The 23,956-nt window shown below is 42.4% G+C and carries 21 protein-coding genes, 2 rRNA genes, 1 pseudogene and 1 CRISPR repeat array (1 of these 25 cut by a window edge); of the genes and pseudogenes, 19 read left to right on the forward strand and 5 right to left on the reverse strand.

Annotated features, from left to right (window positions below):
• Positions 1-12 precede the first annotated feature (12 nt).
• From cmr4 to cmr6, 3 genes are read left to right on the forward strand one after another with little or no spacing between them, the layout of a single operon-like run.
• A complete protein-coding gene (cmr4, locus tag MHH31_RS04225; protein WP_342495326.1) occupies positions 13-882 on the forward strand; it encodes a type III-B CRISPR module RAMP protein Cmr4 in 870 nt (289 codons plus the stop codon).
• Positions 879-1,247 (forward strand): type III-B CRISPR module-associated protein Cmr5, encoded by a 369-nt coding sequence (cmr5, locus tag MHH31_RS04230; RefSeq protein ID WP_268356838.1) that lies wholly within the window; start codon positions 879-881, stop codon positions 1,245-1,247. Before cmr4 ends, cmr5 begins: the two co-directional genes overlap by 4 nt.
• Positions 1,244-2,020: a type III-B CRISPR module RAMP protein Cmr6 gene (cmr6, locus tag MHH31_RS04235; RefSeq protein ID WP_342495327.1), complete on the forward strand. Its 777-nt coding sequence runs from the start codon at positions 1,244-1,246 to the stop codon at positions 2,018-2,020. The genes cmr5 and cmr6 overlap by 4 nt, the downstream gene beginning before the upstream one ends.
• Positions 2,021-2,195: 175 nt before the next feature.
• Positions 2,196-2,409: direct repeats of the CRISPR family, unit length 19 nt; unit sequence GTCGCACTCTATATGAGTG.
• A gap of 1,092 nt (positions 2,410-3,501) precedes the next feature.
• Here the strand turns inward: cmr6 and MHH31_RS04240 are convergent.
• A complete protein-coding gene (locus tag MHH31_RS04240; protein WP_035391259.1) occupies positions 3,502-4,482 on the reverse strand; it encodes a metal-dependent hydrolase in 981 nt (326 codons plus the stop codon).
• A 191-nt stretch (positions 4,483-4,673) separates the two neighbouring features.
• Between MHH31_RS04240 and mutY the strand changes: the two genes are divergently transcribed.
• Positions 4,674-5,774, forward strand: coding sequence for an A/G-specific adenine glycosylase (mutY, locus tag MHH31_RS04245; RefSeq protein WP_039167932.1), 1,101 nt, complete (start codon positions 4,674-4,676; stop codon positions 5,772-5,774).
• Here mutY and MHH31_RS04250 read toward each other — a convergent pair.
• Positions 5,761-5,985: a hypothetical protein gene (locus MHH31_RS04250; protein ID WP_008341962.1), complete on the reverse strand. Its 225-nt coding sequence runs from the start codon at positions 5,983-5,985 to the stop codon at positions 5,761-5,763. The genes mutY and MHH31_RS04250 overlap by 14 nt on opposite strands.
• 81 nt (positions 5,986-6,066) lie before the next feature.
• Between MHH31_RS04250 and fabL the strand changes: the two genes are divergently transcribed.
• From fabL to MHH31_RS04300, 10 genes and pseudogenes are all read left to right on the forward strand, one after another.
• A complete protein-coding gene (gene fabL / locus MHH31_RS04255) occupies positions 6,067-6,819 on the forward strand; it encodes an enoyl-[acyl-carrier-protein] reductase FabL (RefSeq protein WP_007496726.1) in 753 nt (250 codons plus the stop codon).
• A gap of 75 nt (positions 6,820-6,894) precedes the next feature.
• Positions 6,895-7,044, forward strand: a pseudogene (locus MHH31_RS04260) (gamma-type small acid-soluble spore protein); the annotation flags it as partial.
• A 174-nt stretch (positions 7,045-7,218) separates the two neighbouring features.
• The gene (locus MHH31_RS04265; RefSeq protein ID WP_045034510.1) at positions 7,219-7,479 is read left to right on the forward strand and encodes a YgaB family protein; all 261 of its coding nucleotides are present in this window, start codon (positions 7,219-7,221) and stop codon (positions 7,477-7,479) included.
• 147 nt (positions 7,480-7,626) lie between these two features.
• A complete protein-coding gene (locus tag MHH31_RS04270; RefSeq protein ID WP_008341956.1) occupies positions 7,627-8,157 on the forward strand; it encodes a DUF402 domain-containing protein in 531 nt (176 codons plus the stop codon).
• A 95-nt stretch (positions 8,158-8,252) separates the two neighbouring features.
• Positions 8,253-9,995: an ABC transporter ATP-binding protein gene (locus MHH31_RS04275; protein WP_008341950.1), complete on the forward strand. Its 1,743-nt coding sequence runs from the start codon at positions 8,253-8,255 to the stop codon at positions 9,993-9,995.
• 112 nt (positions 9,996-10,107) lie between these two features.
• Positions 10,108-11,130, forward strand: a complete 1,023-nt coding sequence (locus tag MHH31_RS04280; RefSeq protein ID WP_024718262.1) for an ABC transporter ATP-binding protein — start codon at positions 10,108-10,110, stop codon at positions 11,128-11,130.
• A complete protein-coding gene (locus tag MHH31_RS04285; RefSeq protein ID WP_080688153.1) occupies positions 11,099-12,076 on the forward strand; it encodes an ABC transporter ATP-binding protein in 978 nt (325 codons plus the stop codon). The genes MHH31_RS04280 and MHH31_RS04285 overlap by 32 nt, the downstream gene beginning before the upstream one ends.
• Positions 12,051-13,637, forward strand: a complete 1,587-nt coding sequence (locus MHH31_RS04290; protein WP_268390969.1) for an ABC transporter substrate-binding protein — start codon at positions 12,051-12,053, stop codon at positions 13,635-13,637. The genes MHH31_RS04285 and MHH31_RS04290 overlap by 26 nt, the downstream gene beginning before the upstream one ends.
• A 61-nt stretch (positions 13,638-13,698) precedes the next feature.
• On the forward strand, positions 13,699-14,700 hold the full coding sequence (locus tag MHH31_RS04295; RefSeq protein ID WP_007496737.1) for an ABC transporter permease: 1,002 nt from the start codon (positions 13,699-13,701) through the stop codon (positions 14,698-14,700).
• Between the two features lie 18 nt (positions 14,701-14,718).
• Entirely contained in the window at positions 14,719-15,615 is an 897-nt protein-coding gene (locus MHH31_RS04300; RefSeq protein ID WP_007496739.1) for an ABC transporter permease, read from the forward strand.
• Positions 15,616-15,841: 226 nt separating this feature from the next.
• Here MHH31_RS04300 and MHH31_RS04305 read toward each other — a convergent pair whose 3' ends face one another.
• Complete coding sequence (locus MHH31_RS04305) at positions 15,842-16,915, reverse strand: aromatic acid exporter family protein (RefSeq protein WP_025206980.1); 1,074 nt, start codon at positions 16,913-16,915, stop codon at positions 15,842-15,844.
• A gap of 247 nt (positions 16,916-17,162) precedes the next feature.
• A complete protein-coding gene (locus tag MHH31_RS04310) occupies positions 17,163-18,458 on the reverse strand; it encodes a glutamate-1-semialdehyde 2,1-aminomutase (protein WP_008341922.1) in 1,296 nt (431 codons plus the stop codon).
• Between the two features lie 129 nt (positions 18,459-18,587).
• Here MHH31_RS04310 and bcp point away from each other — a divergent pair, with 129 nt between their 5' ends.
• Together bcp and perR are read left to right on the forward strand one after the other, a co-directional pair.
• A complete protein-coding gene (bcp, locus tag MHH31_RS04315; RefSeq protein WP_160758146.1) occupies positions 18,588-19,055 on the forward strand; it encodes a thioredoxin-dependent thiol peroxidase in 468 nt (155 codons plus the stop codon).
• A gap of 159 nt (positions 19,056-19,214) precedes the next feature.
• Entirely contained in the window at positions 19,215-19,652 is a 438-nt protein-coding gene (perR, locus tag MHH31_RS04320; protein ID WP_003217782.1) for a peroxide-responsive transcriptional repressor PerR, read from the forward strand.
• A gap of 35 nt (positions 19,653-19,687) precedes the next feature.
• On the opposite strand, the gene MHH31_RS04325 is transcribed toward perR, so the two are convergent.
• Positions 19,688-20,035 carry a YgzB family protein gene (locus tag MHH31_RS04325; protein WP_007496750.1) on the reverse strand — a complete coding sequence of 116 codons (348 nt, stop codon included), beginning with the start codon at positions 20,033-20,035 and terminating at the stop codon, positions 19,688-19,690.
• 189 nt (positions 20,036-20,224) lie between these two features.
• Here MHH31_RS04325 and MHH31_RS04330 point away from each other — a divergent pair, with 189 nt between their 5' ends.
• From MHH31_RS04330 to MHH31_RS04340, 3 genes are all read left to right on the forward strand, one after another.
• Complete coding sequence (locus MHH31_RS04330; RefSeq protein WP_025206981.1) at positions 20,225-21,103, forward strand: nucleotidyltransferase-like protein; 879 nt, start codon at positions 20,225-20,227, stop codon at positions 21,101-21,103.
• A 272-nt stretch (positions 21,104-21,375) separates the two neighbouring features.
• Positions 21,376-22,924: ribosomal RNA gene (locus tag MHH31_RS04335) — 16S ribosomal RNA — on the forward strand.
• Positions 22,925-23,106: 182 nt separating this feature from the next.
• Positions 23,107-23,956 (forward strand): 23S ribosomal RNA (locus tag MHH31_RS04340); it runs 2,081 nt beyond the window's last position.
• The 16S and 23S rRNA genes sit together here, the layout of an rRNA operon.

A 23,956-nucleotide genomic window follows, 5' to 3' on the forward strand; every position in this document is an offset into this window, starting at 1 on the left:
AGGAGTGAGATGATGGAAGCAAGCCGTTGGTTTTGGATACATTGTTTATCCCCCCTCCATATTGGAGCGGGTGAAGGAGTTGGCGTGATTGATATGCCCATTCAACGAGAAAAAGTAACAGAATGGCCGATTATACCTGGAAGCAGTATCAAAGGCGTGCAGCGTGAACATTATCGCGCGAAAGGACAAGACACATTCGTACAACAAGTATTTGGTACACAAGGAGATCAAGATGGAAGCGCAGGAGCAGTCGTCATGACAGATGGCCGGTTATTTTCATTCCCGGTGGCGAGTAGATACGGTACATTTGGATATGTGGCAAGTCCACTCATATTAAAAAGATTAGCCCGCGATGCAAAAGCATTAGGTGTATCACTGGATATCCCTGATCTCATAGAAGAATCAAGCACGCTAGTCACCATGAATTCTAAATTAGTAGAGAATGACGAATTATATCTAGGTGAATTCCAAGGGGCAGCCAAAAAATCTCAACAACTAACCGATTTTGCTAAAAAGATGGCCAAACTTTTATTCGACGATAAACAATCACAAACTCTTTGGATAGAACGATTTGTGATTGTAAGCGATGACGTTTTTCAATACATTGTCACCATGAATTCTGAAGTGACACCTCGAATTAGAATTGATCATGAAACCCAAACAGTTAGTAAAGGTGCTCTCTGGTATGAAGAGTATGTACCGGCAGAAGCCATATTTTATGGGCTCATGTGGTGTGATCGTGTCGATGGAAGCAATGATTTATCTGTTAGACATCAACTTTTAAATCAACTAGAAAAACAGATGTATCTTCAATTAGGTGGAAACACAAACGTAGGTAAAGGAAGAGTATCCTGGCGTATGACAGGAGGGGAGGGATCATGAAACTCATTCAACATCATTATGCTGAGAAAGCGTATCAACATGTGATGAATGCCAAAACGAATGAGGAGAATTTCTCAAATCAATATGGACAACTCTGTCACAGATTCGCCTCAATGATCTTAACAAATGGGTTAAGGCTCACCATTACATTTTTTAAAGCAAAATCAAAAAAAGGAAATGTTTATCAACAATTCGTTCAAGATATAAAAGAAACGCTAGATTTACAAGAAAGTTGGTCAGCTTCTAATCGAGATTACTTAATCAAATCAAGACAAGCATTAAGTGCATCTATTTGGTTCAAAAGATATGCGGAATCTATTTTAAAGGTGGAACAAGGGGCGGAAAATGTGGAGGACATCCAATGAATCTGTCATTAACCTTAAACAAAAGCAAATGGGAGATTGATGGTTCTACATTGTCGAAAGTCATAAAGGACAGTTCGAAGAAGCAGTCATTTTATGAAAATGTGATTAGTTTACATCGAAAGCAATGGGGAAAAAATCGCTTATTGTATGAAAAATTTGTGGAGCGATATTATACCGATACGAACCCCACATGCCTAGTCAAGTCCATATCGCCGTTAGTCATTGGACATGGAGGAGAGGGTGTACTTGAAACGGGATTGTTATTACACCCGATATACGGCATTCCTTATTTACCAGGAACCGCTTTAAAAGGCGTAGCCTCTCATTATGCCCACTCTGTATTAGGTGAAAACTTTCCAGAACTAAAACAAGGTGGTAGTGATTACAACACATTGTTTGGAACAAACGAACGTGCTGGTATCATCGAATTTCATGATGCGCTCATGATGCCTGAGACGGTAGGAGAAGCATTCAAAGTAGATGTGATGACACCACATCATTCAGACTACAACAGCGTCAAGCTAGATAAGATAAACAAAGGGGGAAGTGTTCCAGCCCCTCGAGACGATGACTCACCAACACCTATTCATTTCTTAACGGTGGTCAACGGCCGCTTTCAACTTCTATTGAAAACAAAAAAGAATCTACCAGAAGAAGTGGAATGGCTCGAACTCGCCAAAACCATCTTACTAGGCGCTTTAGAACACGAAGGAATCGGTGCTAAAACAAATGCGGGTTATGGAAGACTTAAAATGGACGACGTCATTTCATAAGACTAAGTGCGAATGTGAGGTGAACATAAAATCCTTGGAACATTCGCACCGTTTCATTCGACAAAAATGAGAAAAAATGTATATTTTTTAAGGGTGAAAACAAAATTCTATATAGAAACTTGTGTGTGTTGACGATCATTCCCTAAAAAATGTTATAATTAGGGCGAAAATCGCAGTCGCACTCTATATGAGTGCGTGGATTGAAATAAAGTAAACGGAACTTCGACTTGGAATTTTACTGTCGCACTCTATATGAGTGTGTGGATTGAAATGCTTTGCGGAGGTGTTTGTCTCGCAGTATTCGGGTCGCACTCTATATGAGTGCGTGGATTGAAATAATTCTGTTTGAATAATCAATTCTTGTTTAGTTGTCGCACTCTACATGAGTGTGTAGATTAATAATTGTGAAAAACGTAACTCTGCCTCTCAGTAGTCATGTATTTAATTAAATTCAAAGTTGTTGCTGAAATAATAAATATGATTATCAAGATTCAAATAGATTTCAGACTAGAAAAAGTCGGTGCGAATGTGAGGTGAACATAAAATTCCTGGAACATTCGCACCGTTTCATTCGACAAAAATGAGAAAAAATGTATATTTTTAGGAGTGAAAACAAAGTTCTATATAGAAACTTAAGGGTTTTGACGATCATTCCCTAAAAAATGTTATAATTAGGGCGAAAATCGCAGTCGCACTCTACATGAGTGCGTGGATTGAAATCCTCCTAAGCCGCTAGGCTGTTAATTTGCTTTGCGTCGCACTCTACGTGAGTGCGTGGATTGAAATATTTGGCTAAACTCCTCTCAACATCATCATCTTTGTCGCACTCTACGTGAATGCGTGGATTGAAATCCCTTCAGGGGATGATTTTTCCCTTTTGACATGTGTCGCACTCTACATGAGTGTGTAGATTAATAATTGTGAAAAACATAACTCTGCCTCTCAGTAGCCATGTATTTAATTAAATTCAAAGTTGTTGCTGAAATAATAAATATGATTATCAAGATTCAAATAGATTTCAGACTAGAAAAAGTCGGTGCGAATGTCAGGTGAACATAAAATCCCCGGGACATTCGCACCTTTTCATTCGACAAAATTGAGAAAAAATGTATATTTTTTAGGAGTGAAAACAAAGTTCTATATAGAAACTTAAGGGTTTTGACGATCATTACCTAAAAAATGTTATAATTAGGGAAATCGCAGTCGCACTCTACATGAGTGCGTGGATTGAAATGTTAATGGCTTGGTTACTTTAATAATGCCAGAAGGTCGCACTCTACATGAGTGCGTGGATTGAAATTGGCAAGCGTTAAACTCAATTGCGTGGTATCCGGGTCGCACTCTACATGAGTGCATAGATCACAGTTTCTTTGTTTTATACAAATTCAACTACCTATCCAGTTCAAAATCTACACAAAATGAATAATCAATAATGTACTTCCCCCTTAAATCCAAGCCCTACACAACAAAAAAAGACTCGCTCACACAGAGCCGAGTCTTAATTTTTTTTGCAGTTTTTCTTCACTGAAAATCCAGCCGGTATAGGAATTTTTGATTTGGTGGTCCATGTCGATATGGCAGATCGCAACAAAAGGATAGTGACCTTTGCTGCGGTAGCGCAAATCAATGAACCGAACTTCATAATGATCCTTGTATTTATCCACTTCCCACCGGTAGACAGGGGAGAAGGAGAGAAAGGCTGAAATGTTTTCATCCTGTTTGGCAATTTTCATAATCTCAGTATCAGGGACCGGCACACGGTTAAAGGTGTCTAAAATGATAATCTCACCATTCATACTGCGTCCAACATGGAAAGAGGATTTACATTTCACAGCAATACGCCATTGTCTAAACTTCATTGTAGGCGAAATGATTATTTCCTCAATCTCATCGAATCGTGCACGAAGCTGACGTTTAATCTGAAGCTGCATGATGACCCTGACGATATAGTAACAGAAAATCACGGCATACAGCGTAATGAACGTATAGCCGGGATGCCCGCCAATCGCCCATACGACAATGGCGACAAGATGTGTAAAAAAGATAAACGGATCAAACGTGTTAATGATCCCAAGCGCTACCCATTTCTTTGAAAATGGACGAATGGCCTGCGTGCCGTAAGCATTGAAAATATCGACAAACACATGAAGCACGACGGCTAATAGTGTCCATAACCAAAGGTGAAGTAAATTTGCCCCCGGCACAAATGGGAAAATCACAGCCGGAATTAGCAATGACCAAAACAGTACAGCCGGAATGGAATGAGTAAATCCCCGGTGATTTCTTATATAAACTGCATTATTTTTTAGTTTTAGCACAGTATCAATGTCTGGTGCTTGGGAGCCGGCGATGGTCGCGATCATCACGGCGTGTGCCATGTGTGGATCTGCGCTGACGGCTGGATCTAAAAGCGCAAGTCCCCCAAGAGAAATGCCCATTACTACATGAGTACCAGTGTCCAATTGATTACCTCCTAGTTGTCATGCTTAGGAACAATCATAAAAAGTATACGTCTCTCATCAAGACTATGTGCAAAATCACTTTTGCTTTATCCCGATTTAATGTAACATGTTAACGTATCTACAAACAGTATACAACAAATAAGGTTCTTTTCAGAACGTTAGCTCTCGGTTCGATAAGAAGGAGTATAGAGATGAAAGACATTCAAGAAAAGCTGGACCGCAAAGATATTGCGGGTTTTCAGCATGATTTAATCGATTGGTATGAAAAAGAACAACGGACACTTCCATGGCGTGAAAATCAAGATCCATATCGCGTCTGGGTATCAGAAGTGATGCTCCAGCAAACGAGAGTGGATACGGTCATTCCGTACTTCAATCGGTTTATGGAGCAATTCCCGACGGTGAAAGATCTTGCTTTAGCTGATGAAGAAAAGGTCATGAAAGCATGGGAAGGTCTTGGCTACTACTCACGGGTACGTAATTTACAGGCAGCTGTGAAAGAAGTCTATGAATCCTACGGGGGCGTTGTCCCTGATACGAAAGAACAATTTTCAAAACTGAAAGGTGTAGGCCCATATACGAGCGGCGCAGTGCTGAGTATCGCCTATAACAAGCCATACCCTGCGGTAGACGGCAACGTGATGAGGGTCATTTCCCGTATCTTGTCCATATGGGATGATATTGCAAAACCAAAAACGAGAAACATTTTCGAATTTGCGGTTGATCAGCTCATTTCCCGGGAAAAGCCGTCAGAATTCAATCAAGGGCTAATGGAGCTAGGTGCACTTATTTGCACCCCAACCTCTCCTGCATGCCTCATTTGTCCTGTAAACATGCATTGCTCAGCACTTGAGGAAGGCGTTCAGCATGAGCTGCCGGTGAAAAGTAAAAAGAAAAAGCCGACTGCGAAATCAATGGCAGCAGTGGTGTTATTTGATGATGCAGGCCACCTCTATATTCATAAGCGTCCAAGTACAGGTCTGCTTGCGAATTTATGGGAGTTCCCAAACATGGAAACAATGAAGGGAAGAAAAACGGAAAAAGAGCAGCTGATTGATTTCTTAAAAGAGGAAGCGGGTGTACAAGCAGAACTTGGTGATTTAGAAGGCACCATTCAACATGTATTTACCCACCTCATCTGGAATATTTCTGTTTTCTTTGGACGTGTGACCTCTGTATCTGATGACACGATGCTGAAAAAAGTCACAACAGAAGAATTTGAGGCATATGCTTTGCCAGTCTCACATCAAAAAATATGGAAGATGGCACTTGAACAGCCTAGTCATATTTAACCGTTGTACCATGGGTATAATCGGCTTCATTTCGGTGCAGACCCCCGCGGTTTTCAATTTCAGAAATGATTTCTCGATACTTAGATTGCCCTTCTTCGTTTAAATAAGGTAAAATTTGTTGGAAAGCATGATGAAAAAAAGCAAGCTCAGTATCTTTCCATTGATCCTTTGACATCATGCCAAGCTGGCTTAAATCGCGTCCGACATACATGAATGTAACCTCCTAATAGGAACTTTCCTATTAGTGTGAAGCGAATGGACGAAAACTATTCAAATCAGGAGATGAACCATAATGAACAAGCGTAAATGTGCACTAATTACAGGCAGCAGTAGAGGTGTCGGGAAAGAAGTAGCCCTTCGCCTAGCTGAAAAAGGATATGACATTGTCATTAACTATGCAAGAAGCAAAAAAGCAGCACTTGAAACAGCTGAAGAAATTGAAGCGATGGGTGTTAAAACTTTAGTTGTCAAAGCCAACGTTGGTCAGCCAGAGAAAATCAAAGACATGTTCCAGCAAATTGACGAAACGTTTGGCCGCTTAGACGTATTTGTGAACAATGCGGCATCTGGCGTTCAGCGCCCAATCATGGATCTTGAAGAAAATCATTGGGACTGGACCATGAATATCAATGCGAAAGCCTTGTTATTCTGCGGACAAGAAGCAGCCAAATTAATGGAGAAAAACGGCGGCGGACATATCGTCAGCATTAGCTCACTAGGCTCTATCCGCTACCTTGAAAACTACACGGTGGTCGGTGTATCTAAAGCAGCACTAGAAGCTTTGACACGCTACCTATCCGTTGAGCTGTCACAAAAAAATATCGTCGTGAATGCCGTATCAGGCGGCGCCATCGATACAGATGCACTCAAGCACTTCCCAAATCGTGAAGAGCTATTAGAAGATGCTAAGAAAAATACACCAGCAGGCCGTATGGTGGAAATTAAAGACATGGTCGACAGTGTAGAATTCCTTGTATCAGGCAAAGCAGATATGATTAGAGGACAGACGATTATCGTCGATGGCGGACGTTCTTTGCTTGTTTAAAAAAAACATGAATAAGATGTACACCTTCTGCACAAATTAATGTGCGTGGAGGTGATAATGATGGATAAACAACAAAACAAAACAAACGCACAACAAGTGAAAAAACAAAACCAAGCTGCTGCACAAGGCGGTCAATATGGCACTGAATTCGCTAGCGAGACTGACGCACAGCACGTAAAAAAATACAACCAAAAAGCTGAGCAAAACAAACAACAAAACAGCTAATCACTGAAACAAAGGGAAGCACTTCATCTACGAATGAAGTGCTTTTCTTTTTGCCTCTCCCCACCATCCGACAAAACCTGTAAAACCTCTACATAAACAGTCAAAGGACTTCTTCCTTCTTTCAAGAAATGGTATAGATACAAAAAGTGGAATCGAAGGAAAGGGAGGAGTTAGATGTCTGATTTCGATCAGCTTGTCAAAGAACAAATGCAGCTTATGGATCAGCTACTCGATGTACAAGGAGAACTTGATCTGTACTTAGAGACAGAAAAACGATTGCTGCAAGGTGAAAAAAAGGAAGAGCGGCATAAGCTTCATGATCAAATCAAACAGAAACGAGAGGAACTGCAAAAAGTCCAAACACTATTTACAAAACAGACTAAACAAGTCATCAATTCGTATAAGCAAATGGAGAAGAGCTCAACCGTGATGTAAAAGAGTGTGCCGTTCAATTGGGTTGAATGGCTTTTTCATTTCATTTTTTAATGATGTAACGGTATAATATAATAGAGACATGTTTAGTTGGGAAATTAGGTCTTTGGACTGTTAGGTTTGTTTGTTATAGAAAGTAGGGGAGAAAATATGGGCTATCCCAAGGAAGGAGAAACCATCCAAATTCAAAGCTATAAACATAATGGCTTGATCCACAGGATTTGGAATGAAACCACCATTCTGAAAGCAACGGAATTGTGTATCATTGGTGCAAACGATCGAACAATGGTGACTGAATCCGATGGCCGAACATGGATGACAAGAGAACCGGCTATTTGCTATTTTCATGCAAAACAATGGTTTAATGTCATTGGGATGCTTCGAGATGATGGGGTGTATTATTACTGCAACATCAGCTCTCCTTTTGCGACAGATGAAGAGGCGATTAAGTATATTGATTACGACTTAGATGTCAAAGTCTTTCCGGACATGACGTATAATATTTTGGATGAGGATGAATATGCAGATCATAAGAGGCAGATGAATTATCCAAAAGAAATCGATAGTATCTTACGAGAGCATCTAAATACATTACTGCATTGGATTCACCAGCGGAAGGGACCGTTTGCTCCAGAATTTGTGGATATGTGGTATGAACGTTTTTTGCGTTATACAAAATAAGTAACAGCAGCTAAAACCTGTTTGGCTTTTCAAAGCCAACAGGTTTTTGATTGCGTACGGATAAGAGGCACTGATAGATTGGGAAGGAGATTTACATGGGGGTCATAAAACGTTACATGGCTTTTGTAACACCGTATAAAAAACAGATTGCATTGACAATGGTGATCGGAATGATTAAGTTCTCGATTCCCTTAACATTGCCTCTGCTTTTAAAGTATGTCATTGATGATGTGATTCAAGGCTCTGGATCGGCTGAAGAAAAAACATCCACTCTCTTTATTATTATGGGAATCATGCTTGTATTATTTTTAGTGATGAGACCGCCTGTTGAGTACTACAGACAATACTATGCGCAGTGGACAGGCAGTAAGGTATTATTTGATATTCGGGAAAAATTGTTCTCGCACATTCAAAAGTTGAGCCTTCGTTATTACGCCAACACGAGAACAGGGGAAATTATTTCAAGGGTCATCAACGATGTGGAGCAAACAAAGGAATTTGTCATCACAGGGCTTATGAACATTTGGCTTGATTTGATGACCGTCCTGATTGTGATAGCCATTATGTGTACACTGGATCTTAAACTCACCATTGTGTCTGTCATTATTTTTCCGCTGTATGCGTTAGCAGTGAAGTATTTTTACGGACGGCTTCGCAAGCTGACAAAAGAGCGGTCGCAGGCACTGGCTGAGGTACAAGGGCACCTGCATGAGCGAGTACAAGGAATGCCTGTCATTCGCAGCTTTGCGATTGAAGAATACGAACAAGAGAATTTTCACGATGAAAATAAAAATTTCTTAAACAAAGCGATCAATCATACGAATTGGAATGCCAAAACATTCGCTGTCGTCAATACGATCACAGACATTGCGCCGCTGCTCATCATTGCTTTTGCTGGTTATACCGTCATTAACGGGTCGCTTTCAATTGGGACAATGATTGCCTTTGTCGGCTACATTGATCGGATGTACAACCCGATTCGCCGTCTCATTAACTCATCGACGACTTTAACTCAGTCAGTAGCATCAATGGATCGTATTTTTGAGTTTATTGATGAACCGTATGAAGTAACAGACAAGCCGAATGCAAAAGAAGCCAATCACTTAAAAGGAGAGGTAGAATTTAAAGATGTGTCGTTCCGTTACGAACATACACAGGAAGAGATTTTACACAATATCTCCTTGAAAGTAGAAAAAGGCCAAACCGTTGCGCTTGTAGGAATGAGCGGCGGAGGGAAGTCGACGCTCGTCAGCTTAATTCCAAGATTTTATGATGTCACAAGCGGATCACTCGAAATTGATGGCATTGATATTAAAGAGTACAAGGCAAGAAGCCTGCGGAATCAAGTCGGGATGGTGCTCCAAGATACATTCTTATTCAGTGACACCATTAAAGAAAATATCGCTGTGGGAGACCCAGAAGCATCCTTTGAGAAAATTGTGTCGGCGGCCAAAGCGGCTAATGCCCATGAGTTCATCATGTCTCTTCCCGAAGGATATGACACAAAGGTAGGAGAACGTGGCGTAAAGCTATCAGGCGGTCAAAAACAACGAATTTCAATTGCGAGGGTATTTCTTAAAAATCCACCGCTGCTTATTTTAGACGAAGCGACGTCTGCACTTGATTTAGAAAGTGAACATTACATTCAAGAAGCGATGCAAAAGCTGGCAAAAGATCGCACAACTTTTATTGTTGCGCACCGTTTATCAACGATTACACATGCGGACCTCATTGTGGTCATGGAACAAGGCGAGATTGTGGAAAAAGGAACACATGAGGAATTAATGAACCGAGACAGCCACTATCGCCATCTATTTACCATTCAAACATTAAATTAGTAGAAGCCTATCCGATTCTAGCGGATAGGCTTTTTTATACTTGTCAAAAACATGACATATTTCCCAGCTTGTCTCAATACAATTTTAAAAAGTATGACGGGGTGGTGAAGATGTGAAAGAACAAGAAGTATTGCTAGATGTCAAACAGCTGTCCATTGCCTTTCAGCAAAAAAAGCAGAGAGTGCCGATCGTCCATGACATCTCATTCTCTATTCAAAAAGGAGAAACCTTAGGTATTGTGGGCGAATCTGGCTGCGGGAAAAGCATCACATCGATGTCTTTAATGGGGCTGAATCACCAAACAGAAACAACAGGTCACATACAATTTGAAGGTCAAAACCTGCTGTCACTGTCGGAGAAACAATGGCGAGAGGTCAGAGGGAATGACATCTCAATGATTTTCCAGGAACCCATGACTTCTCTCAATCCACTCATGACCATCGGCAAGCAAATGACAGAAGCCCTTTTCACACATCAGACTATCAACCAAAAAGAAGCAAAAGTGAAGGCGGTAGATTTGCTTCAAACGGTTGGCCTGAAACAAGCAGCGTCATTACTCAAAAAATATCCACATGAACTATCGGGCGGCATGCGTCAGCGTGTGATGATTGCGATGGCGATGCTGTGTCACCCAAAGCTCATGATTGCAGATGAACCAACGACTGCACTTGATGTCACCATCCAAGCACAAATTCTTCGTTTGCTCAAAAAGTTAAATGAAGAGATGGACACCGCTATATTATTTATTACTCATGATTTAGGCGTCGTGCGGCAAATATGCCAGCGTGTCATGATTATGTATGCCGGTCGAATCGTAGAAGAAGGAACCGTTGACCGTATTTTCCAAAAACCTCTCCATCCCTACACGAAAGGTCTTTTCGCCTCTGTTCCATCATTTAAAGAGAAAAAAGAAAAACTCATGTCTATTGCGGGTCATGTACCTAAGCCAGGAGCTATTCGGTCCGGCTGTCAATTTGCACCACGCTGTCCATATCAAATGACGCAATGTCTTGAAAAAGACCCATCTTTACAATCCATTTCACACAATCACCGCGTCGCATGTTTTCTAATGGAAGGAGGAGAAGACACTGAATCACCCACTGTTGCAAGTGAATCAACTGACGAAGCGTTATGACACATCGGCATTTTTTTCTAAACACAAACAGACGACTTTGGCTTTAAATCAAGTGTCCTTTCACGTGAAAGAAGGGGAGACGCTCGGCATTGTGGGCGAATCTGGCTGCGGGAAATCAACCCTTGGCAAAAGTTTAATGAGATTAATCGAACCGACTTCTGGCTCAATCCAAATGAAAGGAAAAGAAGTGACGCTTCTGAAAGAACGAGACATGCGTTCCTTCAGAAAAGACATTCAAATGATTTTCCAAGATCCATACGCTTCCTTAAATCCACGAATGAAAATCAAAGACATTTTAGAAGAACCGCTCATTGTTCATAAACATGGAACAAAAGCAGAAAGACAAAAGCGGGTAAAGGAGATGCTGCACATTGTTGGGTTTGACCCATCCTATGGAGACCGTTATGCGCACCAATTCAGCGGCGGTCAGAGGCAGCGTATTGGAATTGCTAGGGCGCTGATTACTCATCCAAGTCTTGTGATTGCCGATGAGCCAGTTTCCGCTTTAGATGTATCGGTTCAAGCGCAAATATTGAATTTAATGCTCGAATTGCAAAAGACGCTTTCTCTGACGTACTTGTTTATTTCTCACGATCTAGGCGTTGTCAAGTATATGAGCGACCGAATTGCAGTGATGTACGCTGGCCGTATTGTAGAAATGGGTCCTGCGGAGGACGTATTTCACAAGCCGCTTCATCCTTATACATCGCTTCTTCTGAAATCCATTCCACATATGGATCACGTGCTGGAAACGCAGGATGTGTCAGCGGAAGAATCCACCCTGGTGTCAGAAGATGGCTGTCCTTTCTATAAAAGATGTCCAAAAAGGTGGGCGCAATGCTTGCAAGCTGTTCCGCCTTTGTATGAGGAGGAAACAGGTCATGCAGCTGCGTGCTATTTATATCAAAAGGAGGAACACAATGAAGAAGACATGGTTATTCAGTAGTTTCATTTTTGTGCTGGCACTTGCGTTATTTTTAGGTGGCTGTGCATCTTCATCAACATCAGAAGAAAAAGCCACAAAAGACACTCTCGTATTCGGCAGAGGAGGGGACTCTACGTCACTTGATCCGATTACAACAACAGAAGGCGAAACCTTCAAGGTCACAGAGAATATGTTTGAAAAGCTTTTGAATTACGGTGAAAAAGACACGACCATCCATCCGGGCCTCGCAACAGAATGGGATGTTGCGAAGGACGGAAAATCGTACACGTTCTACTTAAGAGAAGGTGTGAAATTTCACGATGGCACAGACTTTAATGCAGAAGCAGTGAAATTCAACTTTGACCGCTGGATGAATGGAGATGCCGAAAAATTTCCTTACTACGGCATGTTTGGCGGCTATAAAAAAGATAAAGGGCATGTCATTAAAGACATCATCGTTAAAGGAGAGCATGAAATTGAATTTCAACTCAAACGCCCGCAAGCAACATTTCTGAAAAACATCGCCATGTCACCATTTGGTATCGCTAGTCCTGCAGCAGTTGAAAAAAGCGGTGATTCATTTAGAGAAAACCCAGTGGGCACAGGACCATTTAAGTTTAAAGAATGGAAGCAAAACGACCGTATTGTCTTAGAAAAGAACGAAGATTACTGGCAAAAAGATAAACCAAAACTGAAACAAATCATCTTCCGCTCTATTCCTGAAAACTCTGCTCGTTTAAATGCGCTTAAAACAGGCGAAATCGACTTAATGGATGGCGTCAATCCGTCCGATTTAGATGGCATTAAAACAGACAAAGCGCTCCAGCTGATTGAAAGACCATCCATGAACGTAGGTTATATCGGGCTGACAGTGACGAGAAAGCCGCTTGATAACAAGTTGGTTCGTCAGGCACTCAATTATGCAGTTGATAAAGAATCAATCATCGAGTCGTTTTATGGAGGGCTTGCTGAACCAGCAAAAAATCCACTTCCTCCGTCATTAGAAGGCTACAATGACGAGATTGAGCCATATCCATATGATCCGGAAAAAGCAAAAGAACTATTGAAAGAGGCAGGCTTCCCTGACGGTTTTCGCATCAAGCTTTGGGCAATGCCTGTGCCGCGTCCATATATGCCAGACGGGATGAAGGTAGCTGAAGTCATTCAGTCAAACTTTGAAAAAGTTGGTGTCAAAGCCGAAATCGTCACATATGATTGGGCCACTTATTTAGATAAAGCAAGTAAAGGCGAAGCAGATGTGTTCTTATTAGGATGGACAGGGGACAATGGCGATCCTGATAATTTCATCTATACATTATTAGATAAAGACAGTATTGGCGGTAACAACTATACATTCTTCCAAAACGATAAAATGCATGACATCCTCATTGAAGCGCAGACCGATACGGATCAAAAGAAGCGAAATGAATTATATCAAGAAGCTCAAGAAATCATTCATGATGAAGCACCTTGGATTCCATTAGTCCATTCAATTCCAATGCTTGCCGCATCTAAAGATTTAAAAGGCTACCAGCCGCATCCGACTGGTTCCGAAGCATTGACTGACGTATATTTCGAATAAGCAAATAAGGGAGATCGTTCGATCTCCCTTATCCAAACAATGAAAAGGCGGTGAAAGCTGTTTGTTTGCTTATTGTATGAAGCGAGCAGGAATGCTCATTCCAGTACTGATCGGAATGACCTTAGTTGTATTTTCTATTATTCGGTTTATCCCTGGAAATCCGGCGCAGGTCATCTTAGGACAGCGGGCAACGAAAGAAGCAGTAGAGCAATTGACGATTCAGCTTGGTTTAGACCAGCCGTGGTACGTACAATATGGTCACTACATGCTGGGGCTTTTAAAAGGCGATCTAGGGACTTCCATACGAACAGGAGCGGCTATTGCCCAGGAAATGAAGCCTTACTTATTCGCTACATTAGAATTGACTTTCTTCGCTATGTTGCTGGCGATTATTGTCGGTGTGAATGCCGGAATCATTAGTGCATGGTTTAAACATTCTTTCTTTGATTATGTGGCCATGTTTATTGCGCTCATTGGGGTGTCCATGCCGATTTTCTGGTTAGGCTTAATGGGACAGTGGCTATTCTCGATTGAATTAGGTATTTTGCCGACTACAGGACGAGAAAACGTCAGAAATCCGGTAGAGTCGATCACCTATATTCATACGCTGGACACGCTTTTGCAAGGGCGATTTGATCAATTCTTTGACAGCATCAAGCATTTAATTTTACCAAGTACCGCTCTCGCAACGATTCCTGCTGCGATTATTGCAAGGATTACGAGGGCAAGTATGTTGGAAGTCCTTCATTCAGATTTTATTCGAACAGCAAAAGCAAAAGGGGTACGTTCATTTTTCATCATTTATCAGCATGGGCTGAAAAATGCGCTCATTCCGATTTTAACGATTATTGGTCTTCAAACAGGTCTCTTGCTAGGCGGAGCCATTTTAACAGAAACGATCTTTGCTTGGCCGGGAATTGGGCGGTATATTTACGATGCAATTAGCTATCGTGATTATCCTGTTATTCAAACTGGCATTCTTGTTGTTGCGCTCATATTTGTGCTGATCAATTTCATTGTTGATATCTTGTATGCAGTCATTGATCCGAGGATTAAATACTAGAGAAGGGAGAGTGACGACATGGAAGCGCAAAAAGAGCTTCAAGCACCTAAACAAAAGGAAGAACGCTCTCAATCACTGATTCTTGAATCGATGAAACTGTTCTTTCAGCACAAGCTGGCGGTCATTGGCACTGTGATTGTCTTTTTATTTCTGATCCTAGCAATCTTTGCACCGCTCATTGCTCCTTATGGAATCAACGAGCAGTCACTAGGCGAACGATTTAGTGCCCCTTCAGCTGCGCATTGGTTTGGTACGGATGATTTCGGGAGAGACATATTTTCTAGAGTCGTGCATGGAGCTCGGATTTCATTATGGGTGGGTTTCTTCTCCGTTCTCGGGTCGGTTATTTTAGGGACATTGCTTGGGTTGATGGCAGGTTACGGCGGTAGATTACTGGATGCTGTCATCTCAAGACTATTTGATATTTTACTCGCTTTTCCTAGCATTCTATTAGCGATTGCGATCGTTTCCATCTTAGGACCTTCCTTACAAAATGCCCTTATTGCCATAGCGATTATTAACGTCCCCACATTTGGCCGGCTCGTTCGTTCAAAGGTGCTGAGCATTAAGCAAGAAGAATACGTCTTAGCAGCAAAGGCAGTCGGGATGTCACACCGCCGCATCGTTCTTCGTCACATACTGCCAAATAGTATGGTGCCGGTCATCGTTCAAGCGACGCTTGCGATTGGTACTGCCATTATTGAAGCGGCGGCTTTAGGATTTTTAGGATTAGGTGCACAAGCGCCAAGTCCAGAGTGGGGGAAAATGCTTGCAGATGCGAGACCTTATCTCGTACAAGCGCCATGGACTTTATTTTTCCCGGGGATTGCGATCATGCTGACGGTTCTTGGCTTTAACTTGATGGGAGATGGATTAAGAGACACCCTTGATCCTAAAATGAAGAAAATAAAATAAGACCGATTCTAACAATCGGTCACAGCGTGTAGACAAACCCCGCATTCTTTGTCAGTCCTGAGTGCTGGTGCTCACGAATATGGCATTCGCTCCGCTCCATTACTCGTCCTTCCTTGATTTCAAGGGTTTTCAACTACGCTGAAAAGAAGACAAAGGGCTAAAATAAAGATCATTTTAGCCCTTTGTCAAAAATGTAAGCCCGATTCTTAGAATCGGGCTTTTGTATTTAAGCTTCTTTTTCTTCTGTCTCAATCTCACTATCTTTTGGGTGATACGTTTGGAAGCTTGTAATCAAAGTATCTAGATGCTCCAATTCATCACGGTATTCAATAATACTCGACATCACATTCAGCATATTGTAATCCAGCAAGTCGTTTTCTTGATTTTGTTGATGCTGAATAAATGATTTCGTTAATGCTTCAAGACGAAGAGAGCATTCATTCTGAAAATCATCGTCCTGCGGTTTCATTTTTCCAACAAACTTCATCAAGGTACGTTCATGCCAATAAAGCAAATAATCAATCTCATCTGTTAAGCTCTCTCTGAAATGCTCTGGCATCAAATGAATTTCATTTTCTAACTTATGAAGCTTTTTCAGCAAGTACAGCGCTCGATTAGACGTCATGATTGCCTGTCTGAATAAAACAAGCTTTCTAGATTTGACATAAGTTGTTTTCTTTAAATAGCTTCGTTCTTCTTTGTATAACAAGTAAATGTGATCTAGTTTGATCATACGTTCTTTTATTTGATCGATGTCATCCTTTAAAGTGGAATGATCAGTAGACTGTCTGGAGCTCAGACGGATCCATTTTAAAATCTCCTCCGTATTTTCCATAATGTGATGAACAAGCTTTGTTTCATACTTTGGCGGCAGGAAAATCAAATTCACTAAAAATGAAGAAAGTACGCCTAACACCACAGTTGCTGTTCGAATTAAGGCAAAGGAAAGGAAATGATCCCCTGCACTTTCTAAAATCGCGATGACGGTTACGAGTGCAATCGGAATCGTGTGTTCAATCTTAAGCTTTAAATTAATCGCAATGACCATGACGGCAGTTAAGCCGATGATGACTGGTCCTGTGCCAAAAAGCAGACCGAACGTAATGGCAAGTGCTGCTCCAATAATATTGGCTTGCACTTGATCAACAATCGTTAAAAATGATCGATAAATAGATGGCTGGATAGCAAATACAGCTGCAATTCCCGCGAAGACGGGTGTCGGCAACCCAAGCCATGTTGCCAGGTAAAGCGCGAGTACAATGGCAATACCGGTTTTTAAAATACGGGCTCCAAGTTTCATTGGTTTTGTCCCTGCATTCCTTTCTTTTCGATAATAGATGACCACTTGTCATATATCATAAATATTTTGATGAAACAACTAAGTAATATACAGCGGTCTTCCGAAATATTCAAGTGATTTTTGAAAGTTCATGAAAACATCAAAAGAAGGTATTGAGAAAAAATGTAACAGATTCACTCGCTTTTGACAATCAAGAGCTGGTAAATAAAAAAACAGACGCATGAATTTACGTCTGTTTTTCTCCTCATTATGATTGTTTCAGTTGTTCAAACGCATGATCTACTGCTTTGAGCGTTTCAGAAATATCATTTTCAGTATGTGCAATGGTTAAGAACCATGCTTCATATTTAGAAGGCGCGAGGTTAATACCTTGTGCGAGCATGAATTTAAAGAAACGGGCGAACATTTCACCATCCGTATTTTCAGCCTGCTCGTAGTTCACAATCGTTTCCTTTGTAAAATAAATGGTGAGAGCACCTTTTAAACGATTCACTGTAATATCTACTTGATGTTTTTTTGCGTGGGCTAAAATTCCCTCTTCTAACATGGCCCCGAGCTGATCAAGACGTTCGTAGACCCCGTCTTCTTTTAACACTTCCAAGCATGCAATACCAGAAAGGATAGAGGCGGGATTACCTGCCATCGTACCAGCTTGGTAGGCTGGTCCAAGCGGGGCGACTTGCTCCATAATTTCTTTTTTGCCGCCGTAAGCGCCGATTGGAAGACCGCCGCCGATAATTTTACCTAATGCAGTGAGGTCAGGTTTTACTTGAAGCAAGTCCTGTGCACCACCATACATAAAGCGGAAAGCTGTAATGACTTCATCATAGATGACTAGAGCCCCTTTTTCATGAGTCAGGTCATTAACCTGCTGCAGGAAACCGTCTTTAGGCTCTACGATACCAAAGTTCCCGACAATTGGCTCAACAAGAACAGCTGCTACTTCATCACCCCAGCGGTCTAATGCTTCTTTGTAGCTGTCTATATCGTTGAATGGAACGGTAATGACTTCATTGGCAATACTTTTAGGCACGCCCGCTGAATCTGGTGTTCCTAAAGTGGAAGGTCCAGAGCCGGCCGCAACTAGCACAAGATCAGAATGGCCGTGGTAACATCCGGCAAACTTAATGATCTTTGTTCTGCCTGTATAAGCGCGAGCGACACGGATTGTCGTCATCACAGCTTCTGTACCTGAATTGACAAAACGAACTTTGTCCAAAGCAGGCATCGCTTCCTTCAGCATCTTAGCAAAAGTGACTTCATGCTTCGTTGGTGTTCCGTAAAGGACACCCGTCTCGGCTGCTTTCGTGATGGCTTTTGTAATATGAGGATGAGCATGTCCCGTAATAATTGGGCCGTATGCTGCTAAATAGTCGATATAACGGTTTCCGTCAACATCCCAAAAATAAGCGCCTTCGCCTTTTTCCATTGCAACAGGTGACCCGCCGCCCACTGCTTTATATGAACGAGATGGGCTGTTAACCCCTCCAACAATATGCTCCAGCGCCTCTTGATGTAATTTTTCTGATTCGGTGAATTTCATAAATAGCCTCCTATCTCAACGTATCACGTCGTCTATCATTATTTTAACATGCCGATGCAAGCGTCCTTAGTTGAATATCTTCTCGAAATTGGATAGGCTAATGAAAAAATAGGTTGGAGGGATTGTATCATGACAATCGAAGTGGGGCAGCAAGTACCTGATATTGAATTACTTGGTGATAATGGAGAGAAAGTAAAGCTCTCTGATTTTAAAGGGAAACACATTGTCCTTTATTTTTATCCAAAAGATATGACGCCGGGCTGCACAACGGAAGCCTGTGATTTTCGTGACCGCCATCAAAGCTTTGCGGAATTAGATGCTGTGATTATCGGCGTAAGCCCAGACGGTCAAGACAAGCACCAAAAGTTTAAAGAAAAACATGACTTACCTTTCCTGCTTCTTGTAGATGACGAACAAAAATTGTCTGAAGCTTTCGATGTGTGGAAGCTGAAAAAGAACTTTGGTAAGGAATACATGGGAATTGAACGCTCAACGTTTCTTATTAATAAAGAAGGAAAGCTTGTGAAAGAGTGGCGTAAAGTAAAGGTGAAAGATCATGTGGAAGAAGCGCTTGAGGAACTGAAAGCTCACGCTTAATATGTTGACGAGATGAGATCGGCAGTCGTGCCGGTCTTTTTTGTATAGAAGAATAGGTAAAAAAGAGGATTGTAATTGACAAAGTTTCGGCTCTGGGGGTACACTATTTATAAAGATTATAATATAAGAATATTTTTGAAAAGAGAGGTGCATGATGAAATGGCTGCTCACGAACTAAAAGATGCTTTAGACGCTCTAAAAGAAACCGGTGTTCGAATTACTCCGCAGCGCCATGCCATCTTGGAGTTTCTCGTAAATTCTATGACACACCCAACCGCGGACGATATATATAAGGCACTTGAAGGGAAATTTCCTAATATGAGTGTAGCAACGGTTTACAACAATTTACGAGTCTTCCGGGAATCTGGATTAGTAAAAGAATTAACGTATGGGGATTCCTCAAGCCGATTTGATTTTGCGACATCTGACCATTACCATGCGATTTGTGAAAACTGCGGAAAGATTGTTGACTTTCACTATCCTGGCCTTGATGAAGTAGAACAGCTTGCATCCCATGTGACAGGTTTTACAGTAAGTCATCATCGCTTGGAGATCTATGGCACTTGTCAAGAATGTGCAAAAAAAGAAAATCATTAATGAAAAAGCTGACCAGTTGAATGGTCAGCTTATTTTTATGACTTTTTTCGATTGTAGGATTCATCAAACTCTTTTCCTTCTAATGCTGGATCGAGTGTAAGTGGCTCTCTGCAATGCATGCACATGTCCACCCGCCCAAGCACTTTTGTTTCCTTCTCACAGCCTGGACATACGACACGGACTGCCTTCGTAGAAAGCATACCGATCCAAAAGTAAACGGCTGTACTCAATCCAATCGATAACACGCCGAGTAGCATAAAGAAGGTCGACAGCCAGACCGATTCCTTGAAGAACACACCGATATACATGATCAAAAAACCAACAAAAACCAAACTAAGTGCAAATGTTCTGATTTTATTAATCTTACTGGAGTATTTCGCCATCCCTAGTCCCCCTTATCTCCAATATAGCACATTTTACCTTTCTGTTTGAATTAGTTATAGAGTTTTGTGAATAAATTGCTTATAATGATTCAACGATCTTTTTTCATGTATTGAAGGAATTTTGATTCTATGAGGAGAAATACATAGCATTAGAGAAGAACCTTACACCCGAGTATTGGAGGAATCACTATGGAAAATCTTCTCCGTCCTATTTATCAAGAGAGAGCAAGTCATCCAGATACATTAGCTGTGATTATAGTAGAAAGAAGGCATAAAGTATCTTCTGAGACGGATAACTTTGATGCAGCGCTTCTAGTCATCGTAAAGGATGCGGAAGAACCGTTATTTATTAAGCACTATGAATCCGATCACCAGACAGCTTCTTTAAATGTTGTCACAGATGATCAGTTGAAGGAATGGATTACCTTAGGTACCAACAGGCGGATTATTGATTGGATTTTAAACGGAAAAGTCCTGTTTGATCGAAATGAATATATTTTCAACTTGATTGATGAACTGAGTACATTCCCGTTTTCTAACCGTAAGCTCAAAATTGGTTTAGAATATGGCAAGCTCATTCGCAGATATATAGAAGGAAAAGCATTTTTTGAATCAAATCAATTCCTCGATGCATATAATTCCATTGTGCATGCCCTGCATCATCTTGCGCGTATTGAAGTGATTGATAAAGGCTTCCACCCAGAAGTGACCGTTTGGAACCAAGTACGTCATATGGAACCGGAAGTATATAAACTTTATTCAGAGTTGATTGAAAGCCACGAAAGTCTTCATAAACGGTTAGAACTTTTATTCCTAGCGAATGATTTCTTGATTCATTCAAAAGCAGAAATTGGTGCGGCTCATTTGCGTCATGTCATGGAACAGCAGGATATTTGGCTGTTTGGCGAGCTTCTTGCACATCCTGATCTCAAACATTTCACACCTGATCTTAGTGTGATGATTGATTTCTTTGTGGAAAAAGGAATTGTGCTAGTAGAGCCAATTGAGACGAAGGGGCAAAAAATCTATCATCGAGGATATTTTGTTAAAAAAGATATTGACGTATGAATATTATGATGGTATATTATTAAACGTCGCTAATGAGTAACTGAGTTGCTTTGAAAGAAAAGCGGACAAAAAGAAATTCAGAAAAACACTTGACGCACACGGTGCTCAAATGTTATATTAAGAAAGTCGCCTCTGAGCGATAACGAAGATGATCTTTGAAAACTAAACAAGACAAAACGTACCTGTTAATTCGAGTTTTTATAAAAAATCCTATGATACATCATAGGTAGTCAGTCAAACGCTGACGAAAAACAAAACTTCGGTTTTGTACTTTTTCGGAGAGTTTGATCCTGGCTCAGGACGAACGCTGGCGGCGTGCCTAATACATGCAAGTCGAGCGGACAGAAGGGAGCTTGCTCCCGGATGTTAGCGGCGGACGGGTGAGTAACACGTGGGTAACCTGCCTGTAAGACTGGGATAACTCCGGGAAACCGGAGCTAATACCGGATAGTTCCTTGAACCGCATGGTTCAAGGATGAAAGACGGTTTCGGCTGTCACTTACAGATGGACCCGCGGCGCATTAGCTAGTTGGTGAGGTAACGGCTCACCAAGGCGACGATGCGTAGCCGACCTGAGAGGGTGATCGGCCACACTGGGACTGAGACACGGCCCAGACTCCTACGGGAGGCAGCAGTAGGGAATCTTCCGCAATGGACGAAAGTCTGACGGAGCAACGCCGCGTGAGTGATGAAGGTTTTCGGATCGTAAAGCTCTGTTGTTAGGGAAGAACAAGTGCAAGAGTAACTGCTTGCACCTTGACGGTACCTAACCAGAAAGCCACGGCTAACTACGTGCCAGCAGCCGCGGTAATACGTAGGTGGCAAGCGTTGTCCGGAATTATTGGGCGTAAAGGGCTCGCAGGCGGTTTCTTAAGTCTGATGTGAAAGCCCCCGGCTCAACCGGGGAGGGTCATTGGAAACTGGGAAACTTGAGTGCAGAAGAGGAGAGTGGAATTCCACGTGTAGCGGTGAAATGCGTAGAGATGTGGAGGAACACCAGTGGCGAAGGCGACTCTCTGGTCTGTAACTGACGCTGAGGAGCGAAAGCGTGGGGAGCGAACAGGATTAGATACCCTGGTAGTCCACGCCGTAAACGATGAGTGCTAAGTGTTAGGGGGTTTCCGCCCCTTAGTGCTGCAGCTAACGCATTAAGCACTCCGCCTGGGGAGTACGGTCGCAAGACTGAAACTCAAAGGAATTGACGGGGGCCCGCACAAGCGGTGGAGCATGTGGTTTAATTCGAAGCAACGCGAAGAACCTTACCAGGTCTTGACATCCTCTGACAACCCTAGAGATAGGGCTTTCCCTTCGGGGACAGAGTGACAGGTGGTGCATGGTTGTCGTCAGCTCGTGTCGTGAGATGTTGGGTTAAGTCCCGCAACGAGCGCAACCCTTGATCTTAGTTGCCAGCATTCAGTTGGGCACTCTAAGGTGACTGCCGGTGACAAACCGGAGGAAGGTGGGGATGACGTCAAATCATCATGCCCCTTATGACCTGGGCTACACACGTGCTACAATGGACAGAACAAAGGGCTGCGAGACCGCAAGGTTTAGCCAATCCCACAAATCTGTTCTCAGTTCGGATCGCAGTCTGCAACTCGACTGCGTGAAGCTGGAATCGCTAGTAATCGCGGATCAGCATGCCGCGGTGAATACGTTCCCGGGCCTTGTACACACCGCCCGTCACACCACGAGAGTTTGCAACACCCGAAGTCGGTGAGGTAACCTTTATGGAGCCAGCCGCCGAAGGTGGGGCAGATGATTGGGGTGAAGTCGTAACAAGGTAGCCGTATCGGAAGGTGCGGCTGGATCACCTCCTTTCTAAGGATATATGGAGCAGCGTACGTTTTTCGTCTTGTTTAGTTTTGAAGGATCATTCCTTCAAACATGTCTCTAGCGAGACAGGATTGTTCTTTGAAAACTAGATAACAATAAGTAATACATTCACATTGAATGCAATGCAAAGTTCATCACACATAGTGATTCTTTCTAAAGTAAGAAATGGTTAAGTTAGAAAGGGCGCACGGTGGATGCCTTGGCACTAGGAGCCGATGAAGGACGGGACGAACACCGATATGCTTCGGGGAGCTGTAAGCAAGCTTTGATCCGGAGATTTCCGAATGGGGAAACCCACTGCTCGTAATGGAGTAGTATCCATACTTGAATACATAGAGTATGAGAAGGCATACCCGGGGAACTGAAACATCTAAGTACCCGGAGGAAGAGAAAGCAAATGCGATTCCCTGAGTAGCGGCGAGCGAAACGGGAACAGCCCAAACCAAGAGGCTTGCCTCTTGGGGTTGTAGGACACTCTATACGGAGTTACAAAGGAACGATATAAGCGAAGAGGTCTGGAAAGGCCCGCCAAAGAAGGTAACAGCCCTGTAACTGAAATGTTGTTCTCTCCAGAGTGGATCCTGAGTACGGCGGAACACGTGAAATTCCGTCGGAATCCGGGAGGACCATCTCCCAAGGCTAAATACTCCCTAGTGACCGATAGTGAACCAGTACCGTGAGGGAAAGGTGAAAAGCACCCCGGAAGGGGAGTGAAATAGATCCTGAAACCGTGTGCCTACAAGTAGTCAGAGCCCGTTAACGGGTGATGGCGTGCCTTTTGTAGAATGAACCGGCGAGTTACGATCCCGTGCAAGGTTAAGCAGAAGATGCGGAGCCGCAGCGAAAGCGAGTCTGAATAGGGCGCATGAGTACGTGGTCGTAGACCCGAAACCAGGTGATCTACCCATGTCCAGGGTGAAGTTCAGGTAACACTGAATGGAGGCCCGAACCCACGCACGTTGAAAAGTGCGGGGATGAGGTGTGGGTAGGGGTGAAATGCCAATCGAACCTGGAGAT

The organism is Bacillus sp. FSL K6-1033, from assembly GCF_038630765.1.
GTDB classification, from domain to species: domain Bacteria; phylum Bacillota; class Bacilli; order Bacillales; family Bacillaceae; genus Bacillus; species Bacillus altitudinis.